The organism is Leucobacter sp., from assembly GCF_053528595.1.
Map to the genome: position 1 here is coordinate 1 of NZ_JAIVPF010000078.1, position 15,427 is coordinate 15,427.

Genomic DNA, 15,427 nt, shown 5'->3' on the forward strand with positions numbered 1-15,427 from the left:
AGGAAGGCGCCGATCTGAGCGCCGCTGGCCTCCCCCGTCATGAACCGCGACATCGCCCACTCGGCCTGCGAGACGCTGAGGTCCTCCCCGTCGAGGAGGGTCGAGAGCACGGTGGGCCAGCTGCGTTCGTCGATCATGCGGCAATCCTACCGAGGCGCCCGATCCCGGCCCGGAACGGCGTGCCGGGAGCCCCGGAAACGGCTTCGAGAGCGACCCCCTCTCGACTTCATCAGATGAATGTGGTATCTCGGCGCGCACTTTCGAGGCCCGCGAACCCGATAAGCTGAGCGGGAAACTCGCAGAAAGTTCGGCGCGCCGGGTTCGAGTGAAAACGCACACCAAACTTTCAGCCATAATGGAGGGGTGACAACGACCACTATGAATACCAAGTCAGCCGTGCCCTCGGTGAAGCGACCGAACCTCGTCGCCGTGGGCACGATCGTGTGGCTCGGCAGCGAGGTCATGTTCTTCGCCGGCCTCTTCGCGATCTACTTCACGCTGCGCGCGATGAACCCCGAGTTGTGGGCCGAGCAGACCGCGAAGCACAACTTCACCTTCGCGCTGATCAACACCCTGATCCTGGTCGCCTCCTCCTTCACCGCTCAGGCCGGCGTCTTCGCCGCCGAGCGCATGCAGCCGCGCGCGACGGGCGCGAGCCCCAAGAAGTGGGGCACGGTCGAGTGGTTCTACCTCACCTTCTTCATGGGCGCGGTGTTCGTCGCCGGCCAGGCCTGGGAGTACGCGACCTTCGTCTCCGAGGGCATCACGCTCGCCTCCGACCCCTACGGCTCGGCCTTCTACATGACCACCGGCTTCCACGGCATCCACGTGTCGCTCGGACTCGTCGCCTTCCTGCTGGTCATCGGTCGCATCTACGCGGTCAAGAACTTCACGCACAAGGAGGAGACCACGGCGGTCGTCGTGTCGTACTACTGGCACTTCGTCGACATCGTGTGGATCATCCTCTTCATCGTCATCTACGTCCTCAAGTAGGGTCAGGAGTTATCGAGAACATGGCTCGCGCCAAGAAGAACGTTCGCAAGTCCGGCCGCCGGCATCCGCTCGCCACCGCCGCTCTCGTCGCGGTCGGCCTGCTCGTCACCGGTGCCGCTTACACGGGATTCAGCCAGACCTCCGCGACCGCTGAGATCGACCTCGAGTCGCCCGCCACCATCGAGGCCGGCGAGAAGCTGTTCGGCGCCAACTGCGCCACCTGCCACGGAGCCGGTGCCCAGGGCACCCCCGACGGTCCCTCGCTCATCGGAGCGGGCGCCGCCTCGGTCAATTTCCAGGTGGGCACCGGCCGCATGCCGCTGGCCTTCCAGGGCCCGCAGGGCATGGTGAAGCCGAAGCAGTTCACCGAGGATCAGACGCTGCAGATGGCGGCCTACGTCGCCTCGCTCGCCCCGGGACCGGCGCTGCCCGACACCCGCTACCTCCAGGGCGACGGAGACGTCGCGAACGGCGGCACGCTGTTCCGCATCAACTGCGCGATGTGCCACAACGTGGCCGCCGCGGGCGGAGCGCTCACCGAGGGCAAGTTCGCGCCCAAGCTGACCGGCGTGGCCCCCACCCACGTGTACGAGGCCATGATCACCGGCCCCCAGAACATGCCCGTCTTCAGCGATGCCAACATCTCGCCGCAGGAGAAGTCGGACATCATCTCGTACCTCAAGTACATCGAGGAGAAGCCGGCCGTCGGCGGGCTCACCCTCGGGTCGATCGGCCCGGTGGCCGAGGGTCTGTTCATCTGGGTGATCGGTCTGGGCGCCATCGTGGGCCTCACCGTCTGGGTCACCGCGAAGTCGAACTAGTCCGACGGCGCGCAACGAGTTCATGAGTCAGGAGTCAAGGAGCAACATGGCAGAGGAAGCGAAGAACAACGGCGGCGACGCCGTTGTCGCAGCCCAGGGCCACGGCGCGGTCGAGGCAGCGGTGGGCACCGCGGTCGTCTCGTCGGATGCCGTGCAGAATCCGGGCCTTCCCCCGCACCGCAAGCGCGTCACGGATCTCGATCCGAAGAAGGCCAAGCGCGCCGAGCGCACGGTCTACACGCTCTTCTACATCTCGATCGCGGGCAGCCTCGGCGCCGTCCTCGCCTACATGTTCTTCCCGATCGAAACGGGAGATCTCATGGCGATCCGGCTGCACACGCTGTTCGTCGGCCTCGGCATGGCGCTCGCCCTGCTCGCCGTCGGCATCGGCGCGGTGCACTGGGGCAAGGCGATCATGGCCGACCACGAGTCGATCGACGAGCGCCACCCGGTGCCGAGCGACGAGCCGACCCGGGAGGGCGCGGCCGAGGTCTTCAAGCTCGCCGACGAGGAGTCGGGCTTCTCCCGCCGCTCCCTCGTGCGCAACAGCCTCATCGGCGCGCTCATCGCGTTCCCGCTGCCGGGCATCACCCTGCTCCGCGGCCTGGCTCCGCAGGACCGCGACCCCGTGGAACTGCTGAAGCACACCATGTGGGACGCGGGCGTGCGCCTGGCGCGCGATCCCTCCGGCGTGCCCATCAAGGCCAGCGAGGTCACCATCGGCTCGGCGTTCCACGTGATCCCCGAGAACCTGAATCACGACGACTTCCACAACCTCACCCTGGACGAGCGCGGCGGCAGCGAGAACCTGCTCGACGCGAAGGCCAAGGCCATCGTGCTGCTCATGCGCCTCGACCAGTCGGAGCTCAAGGAGGATCCCGAGCGCGAGAGCTGGTCGTACGACGGCATCGTGGCCTACTCGAAGGTCTGCACGCACGTGGGCTGCCCGGTGGCGCTCTACGAGCAGCACACCCACCACCTGCTCTGCCCCTGCCACCAGTCGCAGTTCGACGTCTCGGAGCACGCGAAGGTCGTCTTCGGCCCGGCGAAGCGCCCGCTGCCGCAGCTGCCCATCACCGTCGACGACGAGGGCTACCTCGTCGCGCAGAGTGATTTCCATGAACCTGTCGGCCCGAGCTTCTGGGAGCGCCTCAAGTGAGCAGCACCGTAACCGAATCCCCCGCCCAGAGCGGATCGGCCTCGAACTCGTCGGCTCAGAGCGGCTCGAGCCGCTTCACGGCCGCCGCCGCGAACTACCTCGACGAGCGCACCAAGATCGGTGTCGCGGTCAAGGAGTTCGGCCGTAAGATCTTCCCCGACCACTGGTCGTTCCTGCTCGGCGAGGTGGCGCTCTACAGCTTCATCGTCATCCTGCTGTCGGGCACCTTCCTCACGCTCTTCTTCCAGGCCTCGATGGCCGAGGTGCACTACACCGGCCCCTACGTGCCGATGAAGGGCCTCGAGATGTCGGTCGCCATGGCGTCGACCCTCGACATCTCGTTCTCCGTGCGCGGCGGCCTGCTCATGCGCCACGTGCACCACTGGGCCGCGCTGCTGTTCGTCGCCTCGATCGGCCTGCACATGCTGCGCATCTTCTTCACGGGTGCGTTCCGCAAGCCGCGCGAGCTCAACTGGGTGATCGGCTTCGTGCTCTTCATCCTCGCGATGGCCGAGGGCTTCACCGGCTACTCGCTCCCCGACGACGTGCTCTCGGGCAACGGCCTCCGCATCATCGACGGCATCATCAAGGCCATCCCGGTGATCGGCACGTACCTGTCGTACCTCTTCTTCGGCGGCGAGTTCCCGGGCACCGACATCGTCGGGCGTCTGTACATGCTGCACATCATGGTGCTTCCGGCGCTCGTGATCCTGTTCGTGGCGCTGCACCTGGCATTCGTCATCATCCACAAGCACACGCAGTACCCCGGGCCGGGCAAGACGCAGCAGAACGTGGTGGGCTACCCGATCCTCCCCGTGTACGCGGCGAAGGCCGGCGGCTTCTTCTTCATCGTGTTCGGCGTGATCGCGCTGATCGCCTCGACCGTGGGCATCAACCCGATCTGGAACTACGGCCCCTACGATCCCTCCCCCGTGTCGGCGGGTACGCAGCCCGACTGGTACATCGGCTTCGCCGACGGCATGCTCCGCCTGGTGCCGCCGGGGCTCGAGACCGAGTGGTTCGGCTTCACGTGGTCCTGGAACATGCTCCTGCCGCTGATCATCATCGGCGTCTTCATCGTCCTCGTCATGATCTACCCCTTCATCGAGGCGTGGGTCACCGGCGACAAGCGCGAGCACCACATCCTGGACCGTCCCCGCAACGCCCCCACGCGCACCGCGATCGGCGCCGCCGGCGTCACCTTCTACGCGGTGATGTGGGCGGGCGCGAGCTCGGACCTCATGGCGACGCACTTCCAGCTCTCCATGGAGGGCGTGATCCACGCGCTCCAGGCCGCGCTGATCCTCGGACCGATCATCGCCTACCAGCTCGCCAAGCGCATCTGCCTGGCGCTGCAGAAGAAGGATCGCAGCATCGCGCTGCACGGCTACGAGTCGGGCCGCATCGTCCGCCTCCCCGGCGGCGAGTACGTCGAGGTGCACAAGCCGCTCGACGAGTACGAGCAGTGGCAGCTGGTGAGCTACCACGACTACGCTCCGCTCATGCTCCGTCCCAACGACGACGGCCGCATCCCCCTCTCGAAGCGCCTCCGCGCCGGCTTCAGCCGCTGGTTCTTCGAGGACCGGATCGTGCCGCCCACCCAGGGCGAGATCGAGAAGGGCCACCACGAGGGTCACTGATCCTCACCCCCTCGCGTGAGGCCCCGCAGGTGCATTCCTGCGGGGCCTCACGCGTTCCTGCGTGCGGAGAGGCCCACATCTCGCGCGCCAGTTGTTGTCACCTCGCCTCGGCTGAGGTGACAACAACTGGCGCGCGAACCTCGTATTCCGGTCCTCCCGCGTGCGTGGAGTGCTCAGGCGGCAGAACGCGTCGGCGTCGCGCTCATTCCAGGTTGGCGCCACGACGCCAGAGCGAGTCGCAGGATTCCTGGGTGAGCGCGCAGCGGCGCCGCAGTGTCTCCCGCAGTGTCGCCGCAGCGTTACGGCAGCGTCCCCCAGGGTCGCCGCGTTGTCTCCCACCCCAGCGTTACGGCAGCGGCGACGCAGTGTCTCCCGCAGCATTGCCGCAGTGTCTCCCCCAGCGTTGCCGCAGTGTCCCCGCCGAGCGGTGGCGATACAGCTCAGCGCTGCGCGTCGATGAGTGCGCGTGCGCCTGCGGCGACGAGTGCTTCGAAGCGGGACTCCCCCAGCGACGCGCGGAGCAGGGAGAGGCGCGGGAGGAGCGCGTCGTGCATTCCCGGGTCGTGGGCGGCCGCGACGGCCTGGTAGAGGAAGCGCAGGAGCACGTCGCGCGGCGTTGCGGAGTGCGCCGCCGGCTGCGACTCCGAGAGCTCCTCCTCGAGTCGTTCGACGCAGGCGAGGAAGAGCTCCTGCTTCGTCGTGAAACTGGCGTAGAGGTGCGGCTGCGGTATCTCGGCCCGGGCGGCGATGCCCGAGGTGGATGCGGCGGAAAAGCCGAAGAGGCCGAACTCGATGAGTCCGGCCTCCAGCAGGCGCTTGCGGTTCTCGCCGGGCCGCCTGCGAGCTCGACGTTCGGTCACGGGTTCACCGCAGGTCGAGGATCTTGCGGTAGTGCTCCCCGACGGGCTCGAAGCCGCGATGGTTGTAGAACGAGCCGATGCGGGCCGTCGATGCGGAGAGCTGACGCACGCCGCGTCCCATGCAGTAGTGCTCGTTGGCCTGCATGAGGCGGTCGCCGACACCGTGACCGCGGGTGCCCTCGTCGACCACGATCTCCTGCAGGTGGGCGGTGAGGCCCGGTGCGTGCAGCAGGCGCGACACGGTCATCAGCGAGTAGCCCACGACCGTGCCGTCGAGCTCCGCGACGAAGAGCACGTTGGTCTCCTGGTCCCGGTGGCGCAGCACGTTGTCGTAGGCGACCATGAACTCGTCCCGGCCGATGGCCTCGCGACCCGTGGTGAACTGGCGGGCCAGAGCGAAGACGGCTGCCCCGTCTTCGCTCTGGCCGCGACGAATGATGATGCTCAAGCGATCGATCCTCTGTCGGGCTATCGGGCGAAGTTGCCGCGGTAGTACTCGTACACCCAGCCGACCACGCCGACCAGCACGAGCGGCAGAGCGATGAACGACAGCCAGAAGTTGAATCCGATGCAGATCCCCAGCACGACGACGGAGGCGCCGAACGCGAGGAAGAGCGGCCACCAGCTCCAGGGGCTGAACTCGCCGAGCTCGGGATCGCCGTCATCGATGTCCGAGTCCTCGCGGTCCTCGACCAGCACGCCGCCCTGCTTCTTCTGCACGAGCATCAGGTAGAAGGCGATGAAGCCGGTCAGCGCACCGGAGAGCAGGATCGCGACGGCGCCCACCCACTCGATGTACCCGTGGATCATGAGGTTCATCCCGACGTAGACCAGGTCGATCAGGACGAAATACCCCGTGAGCAGCCAGAAGAGGACGATGTTGGATTTCATGGTTCAGTTCTCCTCGGGGTCACTTCGCGAGTTCGCTCGCGCGCACCGGCTGCTCGATACCGCTGACCTCGGGGTGGTTGAGGTCGAACGCGGGCGACTCCGAGCGGATGCGCGGGATCGAGGTGAAGTTGTGACGCGGCGGCGGGCACGAGGTGGCCCACTCGAGCGAACGGCCGTAGCCCCACGGATCGTTGACGGTCACCTTCGGAGCACGACGCGCGGTCAGGTACACGTTCAGCAGGAACGGGATCATCGATGCGCCGAGGATCATCGCGCCGACGGTGGAGAGCTGATTGCCCCAGGTCACGCCGTCCGACGGGAGGTAGGTGTAGTAGCGACGGGGCATGGCCATGACGCCCAGCCAGTGCTGCACGAGGAAGGTCGTGTGGAAGCCGATGAAGAGCAGCCAGAAGTGGACCTTGCCCAGACGCTCGTCGAGGAGCTTGCCCGTCCACTTCGGCCACCAGAAGTAGAAGCCGGCGAACATCGCGAACACGACGGTGCCGAAGACCACGTAGTGGAAGTGCGCGACGACGAAGTAGGTGTCCGACAGGTGGAAGTCGAGTGCCGGCGAGGCCAGGATGACGCCCGTCAGGCCGCCGAACACGAAGGTCACGAGGAAGCCGAGCGACCAGAGCATCGGGGTCTCGAAGGTGATCGATCCGCGCCACATGGTGCCGAGCCAGTTGAAGATCTTCACGCCGGTCGGCACCGCGATGAGCATCGTCATGAGCGCGAAGAACGGCAGCAGCACCGATCCGGTGACGTACATGTGGTGCGCCCACACCGTCATCGAGAGCGCGGCGATCGCGATGGTCGCGTAGATCAGCGTCTTGTAGCCGAAGATCGGCTTGCGGCTGAACACCGGGAAGATCTCGGAGACGATGCCGAAGAACGGCAGGGCGATGATGTACACCTCGGGGTGGCCGAAGAACCAGAAGAGGTGCTGCCAGAGGATGGCTCCGCCCTCGCCGTTGTAGATCTGCGCGCCGAAGATGCGATCCGCGGCGAGGCCGAACATCGCGGCGGCGAGCACCGGGAAGACGAGGAGCACGAGGATCGAGGTGATCAGCGTGTTCCAGGTGAACACCGACATGCGCCACATGGTCATGCCGGGAGCGCGCATGGTGATGATCGTCGTGATGAAGTTCACGCCGCCCATGATCGTGCCGAAGCCGCTCACACCGAGCCCGAGCACCCACAGGTTGCCGCCCACGCCGGGCGAGTAGGTCATGTCCGAGAGCGGCGCGTACGCGAACCAGCCGAAGGATGCGGCGCCCTGCGGGGTGAGGAAGCCGCCGACGGCGATGAGCGATCCGAAGGTGTAGAGCCAGAACGCGAACGCGTTGAGTCGCGGGAAGGCGACGTCGGGGGCACCGATCTGCAGCGGCATGAGCACGTTCGCGAAGCCCGCGAAGAGCGGGGTGGCGAACATCAGCAGCATGATCGTGCCGTGCATGGTGAACAGCTGGTTGTACTGCTCCTTGGTCGCGACGACCTCGAGGTTCGGCGCGAACAGCTGCGCGCGGATGACGAGAGCCATCAGGCCGCCGATCAGGAACCACACGAAGGAGCTGATCAGGTACATGTACCCGATCACCTTGTGGTCCGTGGACGTCAGCCACGAGACGATGACATTGCCCTTCTTCATGTTCTTGTTATCCCTCGTTACTCGTTCTGCGCCTTGGCACTGTCGTTGTCGACGGAGAGGTGCTCCTGGTTCGGGTTGAACTCCTTGGTCACCTGTCCGGTGTTGCCCGCGGCGCGCAGCGACTCGATGTACGCGTCGTACTCGTCCTGCTCGACGACCTTCAGCTGGAAGAGCATCATCGAGTGGTACTCGCCGCAGAGCTCGGCGCACTTGCCCATGAACGTGCCGGTCTTGGTCGGCGTGAAGCTCATGTAGTTGGTCTGACCGGGGATCATGTCCTTCTTGTAGAGGTACTCGACCACCCAGAAGGAGTGGATGACGTCGCGGGTCTCGAGGCGGACCTCGGTCGTCTGATCGACGGGGAGGTAGAGCACCGGCATGGTGTCCTCGGTCGCCTCGCCCTCGTCATCGGTCTGCACCTGGACGCCCTGGAAGTAGACGTCCTCGTTCACGTAGTTGAAGTCCCACGCCCAGCGCTTGCCGATGACCTCGACCACGTTCTCGGGGGCCTCGTAGCGCTGTTCGATCTTGCTCTGCTCCTGCGCGGTGAAGGCGAAGAAGCCGAGCACCAGGATGACCGGGACGACCGTGAAGAAGGTCTCGATCGGCATGTTGTAGCGCAGCTGCACCGGCAGGCCGGTCTGGCCCTTGCGGCGACGGTATGCGATCGTGGCCCAGATGATGAGCCCCCACGTGATCACGCCGACTGCGAGCAGCACGATCCAGGAAGTCACCCACAGACCGGTGATGCCGTCCGTGTGGTTGGTGGCCCCCTCGGACCCCTCGGGCAGGAAGCCACGCTGCTGCTCGGGGGTGCAGCCGGCAAGCAGCAGCGCCGCCGAGAGCACCACCGGGGCCGCGACCCATTTCATTCGACGATTGGAACGCACCGCATACCTTTCGAAATGTTTCTCGCCGGCACCGGATGCAGGCGAAGCTGATGACTCCCTGATAGCTTAGCGCGATCCCGAGCGTTCCCCGAACCAAGCACGGGTGTCGCGGATACTCGTCGCGCGGCGCCGCTCAGCTGAAGCTGTCGCCGCAGGCGCAGCTGCCCTGGGCGTTGGGGTTGTCGATGGTGAAGCCCTGCTTCTGGATCGTGTCCTCGAAGTCGATCGTGGCCCCGTTGAGATAGGGGATGCTCATGACGTCGACCACGACCTCCACGCCGTCGAAGTCGACGACGGCGTCGTTCTCGAGCTCGCGCTCGTCGAAGAACAGCTGGTAGATGAGCCCCGAGCAGCCCCCCGGCTGCACCGCGATGCGCAGGCGCAGATCGTCGCGGCCCTCCTGCGCGAGCAGGCTGCGCACCTTCTCGCGCGCGGCCTCGCTCAGCTGCACCCCGTGGGTCCGTTCGGGTGCGGCGACGCCGCCCTCGGAAGCGATCGTGTCAGTGCTCATGCCTACTCCTCGCTCATGCGCTGATCAATGCCACCAGTCTACCGCCGCAGCCGGGGCGGCGGGGGCGCCGGGCGCGGTATCCTGGTAAGAATCGTCGGCACCGTGCCGGCACTGCACAGGCATCGAGCGCGAATGCGCGGAACGAGAGGACAGGCGTGGCGAAGAAGGGCGTTGAGAACGCGGCCGACGCGAACGATCAGGGGGCGGATGTCCGCGGTGCGGTCGGCAAGGGCCGCCCCACGCCGTCGCGCAAGCAGGCCGAGGCCGCGAACGCCCGCCCGATCGTCGGCTCCAAGGACAAGGCGGTCGTCAAGGAGCAGCGACGCCAGCAGGCGACCGCCCGCGAGCGGGCCCGCCTCGGCATGATGGAGGGCGACGAGCGCTACCTCGGCCCGCGCGACCGCGGCCCCCAGCGCCGGTACGTGCGCGACTACGTCGACGCCCGCTGGAGCGTCGGCGAGCTGCTGATCCCGATGATGCTCGTCGTGCTCGTCATGACCTTCATCCCGGGCATCATGCAGGTGATCAGCCTCATCGTGATCTGGGCCTTCGTCGGACTCGCGATCATCGACGCCGTCTTCCTCGGCTTCCGCCTCAAGCGCCTGCTGGGCGACAAGTTCGGCGAGGATCGCGTGCAGCCCGGCTACCGCTGGTACGCCGCGATGCGCGCCTTCCAGTTCCGCCCGCTGCGCGTGCCGAAGCCGCAGGTGAAGCGCGGCCAGCGGCCCAGCTGAGCGCGGACGCGAGCCGACGAGACGGAACACGGCCCCCGGGATGATCCCGGGGGCCGTTCCGCGTTCTCAGCGCGCCGCGCTCCCCCGCCATCCCGCACGGAGGAGTCCGCGGTTGATCGCCCGCATCCAGAGCGGGCCCTCGTAGAGGAACGCCGTGTAGCCCTGCACCAGCGTGGCGCCGGCGCGCAGCCGCTCGAGCACGTCTTCGGCGGTCGTCACGCCGCCCACCGAGATCACGCAGAACCCGGGATCGGGAGCGGTCGCGCGGATCCGCCGCAGCACCTCCAGCGAGCGCTGCCGCAGCGGCGCGCCGGAGAGACCGCCCGCTCCCATCCGCTCGATATCCGCGGCCGGCGCGCTCAGGCCCTCGCGCGAGATCGTGGTGTTCGTCGCGATGATGCCGTCGAGTCCCAGGCGCTGGGCGAGGGCCACGATGCCGTCGATCTGCGCGTCCTCCATGTCCGGGGCGATCTTCACGAGCAGCGGCGTGCTCCCGGACGCGTCGCGCACGGCGGCGAGCAGCGGTTCGAGCATCTCGAGCTCCTGGAGCCCGCGCAGGCCGGGCGTGTTGGGCGAGCTCACGTTCACGGCGAGGTAGTCGGCGATCGGCGCCAGGCGCTGCGCGCTCCAGACGTAGTCCTGCACCGCGTCCTCGACCTCGGTGACGCGGCTCTTGCCGATGTTGACGCCGATCACGGGGCGGTGGCGCGCCATCCGCGCGCGCTCCACCCGGGGCACGGCGGCCGCGGATCCCCCGTTGTTGAAGCCCATCCGGTTGATGAGCCCGCGGTCGGCCACGAGCCGGAACGTGCGCGGCTGCGGGTTGCCCGGCTGCGCGTGCCGCGTGAGCGTGCCCACCTCGACGTGGCCGAATCCGAGCGCGCCGAGCCCGAGGATCGCCTCGGCGTTCTTGTCGAACCCCGCGGCGAGACCGAAGGGGCTCGGGAACTCGGTGCCCAGTGCGCGCACCCGCAGCGAGGGATCGGGCGCGCAGAAGCGGCGGACGATGCCGCCGAGCAGCGGCGCGGCCTGGATCACCCGGAACGCGAGGTGGTGCGCGCGCTCGGGATCCATCCGCCGCAGCACGGTGGTGAACAGCAGCGGGTACAGACGCATGTGCGTTACTCCTCGGAGGATCGGGCGCCGGCGGCCCGGGATTCGGATGCTTCGGGATCGGCGCCGCTCCTCGGGTGCGCGCGCAGCTCCGCGATCGCGGCGTCGAAGTCGGCGAGCGACTCGAACGCCTGGTACACGCTCGCGAAGCGCAGATAGGCGACCTCGTCGAGCTCGCGCAGGTGCGGCAGGATGGCGAGACCGATCTCGTTCGCGTCGAACTGGGCGATGCCGCTCGATCGCACCGACTCCTCGACCTGCTGCGCGAGCACCGCCAGGTCCGCCTCGGTCACCGGGCGGCCCTGGCAGGCCTTGCGCACGCCGCTCATGACCTTCTCCCGGCTGAAGGGCTCGACGACGCCCGAGCGCTTGATCACCGTGAGGCTCGCGGTCTCGGTCGTGGTGAAGCGCCGGCCGCACTCGGGGCACTGACGTCGGCGACGGATCGAGAGACCGTCGTCGGCGGTGCGCGAGTCGATCACGCGGGAGTCGGGATGCCGGCAGAACGGGCAGTGCATCAGCGGGCCTCCTCGCTCCGTGCGCGTTCGAATCGCGCGCTGACCGCCTCGCCGTGCGCGGGCAGTCCCTCGGCGCCGGCCAGGGCCAGCAGCGGCTGCTCGACCTCGGCGAGCGCCGAGCGGTCGTACGCGACGATCTGCTGCGGGCGCAGGAAGGTGTGGGCGCCGAGCCCCGCCGCGAAGCGCGCGGTGCCGCCGGTCGGCAGCACGTGGTTGGAGCCGGCGAGGTAGTCGCCGAGGCTCACCGGGGTGTACCCGCCCACGAAGATCGCACCGGCGTCGGCGATCAGCGCGAGCACCGCGTCGTCGTCGGCCGTCTGGATCTCCAGGTGCTCCGGGCCGTAGGCGTTGCTGACGCGGGCCGCCGTGGCGAGGTCGTCGACGAGGATCACCGCGGACTGCGGCCCGCCGAGCGCGGTGGCCACGCGAGCGGCGTGACGGGTGCGGGGGGCGCGGGTCGCGACCTCGGCGAGCACGCGCTCCGCGAGATCGGCCGAGTCGGTGACGAGCACCGATGCCGCCGCCTCGTCGTGCTCCGCCTGGCTGATGAGATCGGCTGCGACGAAGCCCGGATCGGCGGACGCGTCGGCGATGATCAGGATCTCGGTCGTGCCCGCCTCCGAGTCGATGCCGACGCGGCCGCTGACGACGCGCTTGGCGGCCGCGACGAACACGTTGCCCGGCCCCGTCACGACGTCGACGGGCTCGAGCCCGATCTGCGGCACGCCGTGCGCGAAGGCGGCGACGGCGCCGGCGCCGCCGATCGCGTAGACCTCCTCGATCCCGCACAGGGCGGCGGCCCAGAGCACCGCGGGGTGCGGCAGTCCCCCGTTGTCCCGCTGCGCGGGGGACGCGAGCGCGAGTCCGGGCACGCCGGCGGTCTGAGCGGACACCGCGTTCATGATCACCGACGAGGGGTAGGCCGCCTTGCCGCCGGGCGCGTAGAGCCCGACGCGGGACACCGGCTGCCAGCGCTGGCGGATCTCGGCTCCGTCGGCCATGCGCGTCACCTGCTCGGCGGGCACCTGCGCCGCAGAGGCGCGGCGCAGCCGGGAGATCAGCTCGCGCAGCGCGGCCTCGACCTCCGGCGGGCAGTCGGCCAGCGAGTCGGCGACCGCCGCCGCGGGTACGCGGAGCGCGTGCCCCTCGACCCCGTCGAAGGCGAGCGCCTGCTCCCGCAGGGCCGCCTCGCCCCGCTCGGCGATATCGGCGACGAGCGGACGCACCCGCTCGACGGCCTCCTCGGCGCTCACGGCGGCGCGCGGAACGAGTTGCAGCAGATCGCCTCGGGAGAGCTCCCGTCCCCGCAGGTCAATGGTTCGCATCACCGAACCAGTCTACCGACCCTTCGGCGGGCTCGGGCATCGGGCGGGCTCGCCGGCGGCGTTCAGCTCTCCGCCGGCGCGAGCATCCCGAACCACGCCAGCTCGCGCACACCCGAGACGAGCGCCTCGGCGGCGGCCCCGGCGTCCACCTCGAGCAGCGTGGCCAGCGCGTCCGCGATCCGCCCGAGCGCGAGCTCGCCGTCGCAGGCGCCGAGAGCGGCCGCCAGCAGCGGATCCGCGGTGACGCGCCGGGCGATCGGCCGGTCGGTCGTGAGCACGATCGCGCGCGGCGCCTCCTCCCCCGGCCGGTGCTCGCGCTCCTCGGAGACCGCGTCGTCGAGCAGCCAGCGGACGGCCAGCACCTCGGCGTCGCTCATGAGCTCCGCCGCGACACCGGCGTCGAAGGCGGCCGACAGCCGCAGCCCGGGCGCCCCCGCACCGTAACCGCCCGGGGCGTGCTCGATGTGGACGGCGGCAGCGCCGCGGCGTCCCGCGGCGGCCCGGCGCACCCGGATGGATCCGAGTCCCACCGCGACGATCCGCCGCGCCGAGAAGTCGTCCAGCCACGCCTCCATGAGCCCCTCGAACTCCGCGGATCCCGGCCGCGATCCCCCATCGCGGGCCCACGTCTCCGCGTACTGCGCCGGCTCGACGCGATCCCGCTCGATCACCCACGCGTCGAGCGCGCCGGCGGCCTCCGCAGCGCCCGCGATCCAGCCGCGCACCCGCTCGAGGCCGTTCGCGCCCCAGGGCGACTCCCAGTTCGCGAGGCACAGCAGCTCACCGTCCTCGGCCAGCAGCCCGGGGGCCTCGCGCACGACGCGCTCGGCCAGTCCGTCGCCGGTCATCCCGCCGTCGCGGTACTCGTAGACCGGGGCCCCGGATGCCCGCGGGGTGATCACGAACGGCGGGTTGGAGAGGATCAGGTCGAAGCGCTCGTCCGCCACCGGTGCGAACAGATCCCCGCGGCGGAACTCGATCCGCCGCTCGACGCCGTTCAGCCGGGCGTTCGCACGGGCCATCATCAGGGCCCGCTCCGAGATGTCGGTGGCGATCACGCGGCCGCGCAGGGCGAGGTGCATCGCCACGACGCCGCAGCCCGTGCCGAGGTCGAGGCAGCGCGGCGCGTCGTGCGGCGCCGCCTGGGCGATGAGCGATCGGGTCGCACCTCCGACGCCCATGACGTGGTCCGCGCGCGCCGGACCGCGTCGCAGCTGATCGTCGAGGTCGGACAGGATCCACCAGTGCAGCGGGCGCTCGGCCCGCGAATCGGCGACCTCCACGGGATTCAACGACAGAGCGGCGCGGAGATCCCCCGCGCCGTCGGGCTCCAGGAGCCCCAGCCGGATCGCGCCGTCGGCGCCGAGCGCCGGCAGCGCCGCGTCGAACTCGTCCGGCGGGGTCGCCTCGCCGAGCAGGAGGACCCGGATCAGCTGCGCGAGCGGAGCGTCTCCCCGCTCGCGCAGCGCCCGGCGCGCGGGCGCGAACACCCCGCGCTGCCGCGCCGCCTCGGCGGCGGAGCCCAGCAGAGCCGCGACCGCCTCGACGCGATAGCCGGCGGTGTCGAGATCGGCTCGCAGCCGATCGATGAGTTCGGGATCCATCCCACCAGCGTAGAGGGGCAGGATGGATCTCAGTACGCGACGGTGAAGCGCGACCGGCGGTGCTCCGGCTGCTCGATCTCGTCGACCACCGCGACGCCGAAGTCGGCTCCGGAGATCTCCGACTTGCCGTCGGCGTCGGTGAGCAGCACGTCGCCGCCGACCCGGTACTCGCCGCGGTACTCGCCCGCGGCCCACGCTCCGAAGGTCGCCGCCGGGCTCACCAGGAACCAGTCGAGCGACTCGGGCGCGGCGCGCAGGTCGTCGAGCACGCCGCCCATCTCGCCCGCCTCGGGCTTGATCGCATCGGCGAACTCGGGGCCGTCCATCACCCGGGCGCCGCCCTCGCTCTGCAGCAGCGAACCGGCTCCGCCGATCACGCCGAGACGCACGCCGGCCTGCGCGGCCTCGGCCGCCAGATCGGCGATGGCGGGCCGCGTGCGGCCGGCCATGTCGCCGCGCGGCGACACCGCGACGATCACGACGTCCGCGCCCTCGAGCGCGGCCGCGCGGTCCGCGGGCTCGGTGATCGAGCCCTTCACGTAGCGCACGCCCGCGATCTGCTCGGGCACCTCTCCCCGGCTCATGCTCGTCACCTCGAGTCCGCGCACCGCCGCGGCCTCCACGATGTGCGAGCCCGCGTACCCGCTGCCGCCGATCACCGTCACCCTGGTCATGTCGATCCTTTCGCTCGGGCGACGCGATGCCGCGCCGCTCCCA

Annotated in this window: 16 protein-coding genes and 1 pseudogene; 5 read left to right on the forward strand and 12 right to left on the reverse strand. The window is 69.3% G+C overall.

Annotation, left to right across the window (positions count from 1 at the left end; genetic code table 11):
- Window positions 1-137: pseudogene (locus ACWKZU_RS15850) on the reverse strand (anthranilate phosphoribosyltransferase); the annotation flags it as partial.
- Between the two features lie 241 nt (window positions 138-378).
- Here ACWKZU_RS15850 and ctaE point away from each other — a divergent pair.
- From ctaE to qcrB, 4 genes are read left to right on the forward strand one after another with little or no spacing between them, the layout of a single operon-like run.
- A complete protein-coding gene (ctaE, locus tag ACWKZU_RS15855; protein WP_053384091.1) occupies window positions 379-993 on the forward strand; it encodes an aa3-type cytochrome oxidase subunit III in 615 nt (204 codons plus the stop codon).
- 20 nt (window positions 994-1,013) lie between these two features.
- Window positions 1,014-1,814 (forward strand): cytochrome bc1 complex diheme cytochrome c subunit, encoded by an 801-nt coding sequence (qcrC, locus tag ACWKZU_RS15860; protein WP_449283300.1) that lies wholly within the window; start codon window positions 1,014-1,016, stop codon window positions 1,812-1,814.
- A 46-nt stretch (window positions 1,815-1,860) separates the two neighbouring features.
- Entirely contained in the window at window positions 1,861-2,973 is a 1,113-nt protein-coding gene (gene qcrA / locus ACWKZU_RS15865) for a cytochrome bc1 complex Rieske iron-sulfur subunit (RefSeq protein ID WP_449283301.1), read from the forward strand.
- The gene (gene qcrB, locus ACWKZU_RS15870; RefSeq protein ID WP_449283302.1) at window positions 2,970-4,613 is read left to right on the forward strand and encodes a cytochrome bc1 complex cytochrome b subunit; all 1,644 of its coding nucleotides are present in this window, start codon (window positions 2,970-2,972) and stop codon (window positions 4,611-4,613) included. The genes qcrA and qcrB overlap by 4 nt, the downstream gene beginning before the upstream one ends.
- Window positions 4,614-5,053: 440 nt before the next feature.
- Here qcrB and ACWKZU_RS15875 read toward each other — a convergent pair whose 3' ends face one another.
- The 6 genes from ACWKZU_RS15875 to erpA all read right to left on the reverse strand — a co-directional run bounded on the left by ACWKZU_RS15875 (window position 5,054) and on the right by erpA (window position 9,416).
- A complete protein-coding gene (locus ACWKZU_RS15875) occupies window positions 5,054-5,473 on the reverse strand; it encodes a TetR/AcrR family transcriptional regulator (RefSeq protein ID WP_449283303.1) in 420 nt (139 codons plus the stop codon).
- A gap of 4 nt (window positions 5,474-5,477) precedes the next feature.
- On the reverse strand, window positions 5,478-5,921 hold the full coding sequence (locus ACWKZU_RS15880) for a GNAT family N-acetyltransferase (protein ID WP_449283304.1): 444 nt from the start codon (window positions 5,919-5,921) through the stop codon (window positions 5,478-5,480).
- 20 nt (window positions 5,922-5,941) lie between these two features.
- On the reverse strand, window positions 5,942-6,364 hold the full coding sequence (gene ctaF / locus ACWKZU_RS15885; protein ID WP_449283305.1) for an aa3-type cytochrome oxidase subunit IV: 423 nt from the start codon (window positions 6,362-6,364) through the stop codon (window positions 5,942-5,944).
- 19 nt (window positions 6,365-6,383) lie between these two features.
- On the reverse strand, window positions 6,384-8,015 hold the full coding sequence (gene ctaD, locus ACWKZU_RS15890) for an aa3-type cytochrome oxidase subunit I (protein WP_449283306.1): 1,632 nt from the start codon (window positions 8,013-8,015) through the stop codon (window positions 6,384-6,386).
- A gap of 17 nt (window positions 8,016-8,032) precedes the next feature.
- Window positions 8,033-8,887, reverse strand: a complete 855-nt coding sequence (gene ctaC, locus ACWKZU_RS15895; RefSeq protein WP_449283307.1) for an aa3-type cytochrome oxidase subunit II — start codon at window positions 8,885-8,887, stop codon at window positions 8,033-8,035.
- A gap of 151 nt (window positions 8,888-9,038) precedes the next feature.
- Window positions 9,039-9,416, reverse strand: a complete 378-nt coding sequence (gene erpA, locus ACWKZU_RS15900; protein WP_449283308.1) for an iron-sulfur cluster insertion protein ErpA — start codon at window positions 9,414-9,416, stop codon at window positions 9,039-9,041.
- 155 nt (window positions 9,417-9,571) lie between these two features.
- Between erpA and ACWKZU_RS15905 the strand changes: the two genes are divergently transcribed.
- Entirely contained in the window at window positions 9,572-10,150 is a 579-nt protein-coding gene (locus ACWKZU_RS15905; protein WP_449283309.1) for a DUF3043 domain-containing protein, read from the forward strand.
- 66 nt (window positions 10,151-10,216) lie between these two features.
- Here ACWKZU_RS15905 and ACWKZU_RS15910 read toward each other — a convergent pair whose 3' ends face one another.
- The 5 genes from ACWKZU_RS15910 to ACWKZU_RS15930 form a co-directional block, all read right to left on the reverse strand.
- Window positions 10,217-11,266, reverse strand: coding sequence for a quinone-dependent dihydroorotate dehydrogenase (locus ACWKZU_RS15910; protein ID WP_449283310.1), 1,050 nt, complete (start codon window positions 11,264-11,266; stop codon window positions 10,217-10,219).
- A gap of 5 nt (window positions 11,267-11,271) precedes the next feature.
- Window positions 11,272-11,781 carry a transcriptional regulator NrdR gene (gene nrdR / locus ACWKZU_RS15915; RefSeq protein ID WP_449283311.1) on the reverse strand — a complete coding sequence of 170 codons (510 nt, stop codon included), beginning with the start codon at window positions 11,779-11,781 and terminating at the stop codon, window positions 11,272-11,274.
- Window positions 11,781-13,106, reverse strand: coding sequence for a histidinol dehydrogenase (gene hisD, locus ACWKZU_RS15920; protein ID WP_449283325.1), 1,326 nt, complete (start codon window positions 13,104-13,106; stop codon window positions 11,781-11,783). The genes nrdR and hisD overlap by 1 nt, the downstream gene beginning before the upstream one ends.
- 62 nt (window positions 13,107-13,168) lie before the next feature.
- Window positions 13,169-14,710: a class I SAM-dependent methyltransferase gene (locus ACWKZU_RS15925; RefSeq protein ID WP_449283312.1), complete on the reverse strand. Its 1,542-nt coding sequence runs from the start codon at window positions 14,708-14,710 to the stop codon at window positions 13,169-13,171.
- A 29-nt stretch (window positions 14,711-14,739) separates the two neighbouring features.
- Window positions 14,740-15,384: an NAD(P)-dependent oxidoreductase gene (locus ACWKZU_RS15930; protein WP_449283313.1), complete on the reverse strand. Its 645-nt coding sequence runs from the start codon at window positions 15,382-15,384 to the stop codon at window positions 14,740-14,742.
- Window positions 15,385-15,427 lie beyond the last annotated feature (43 nt).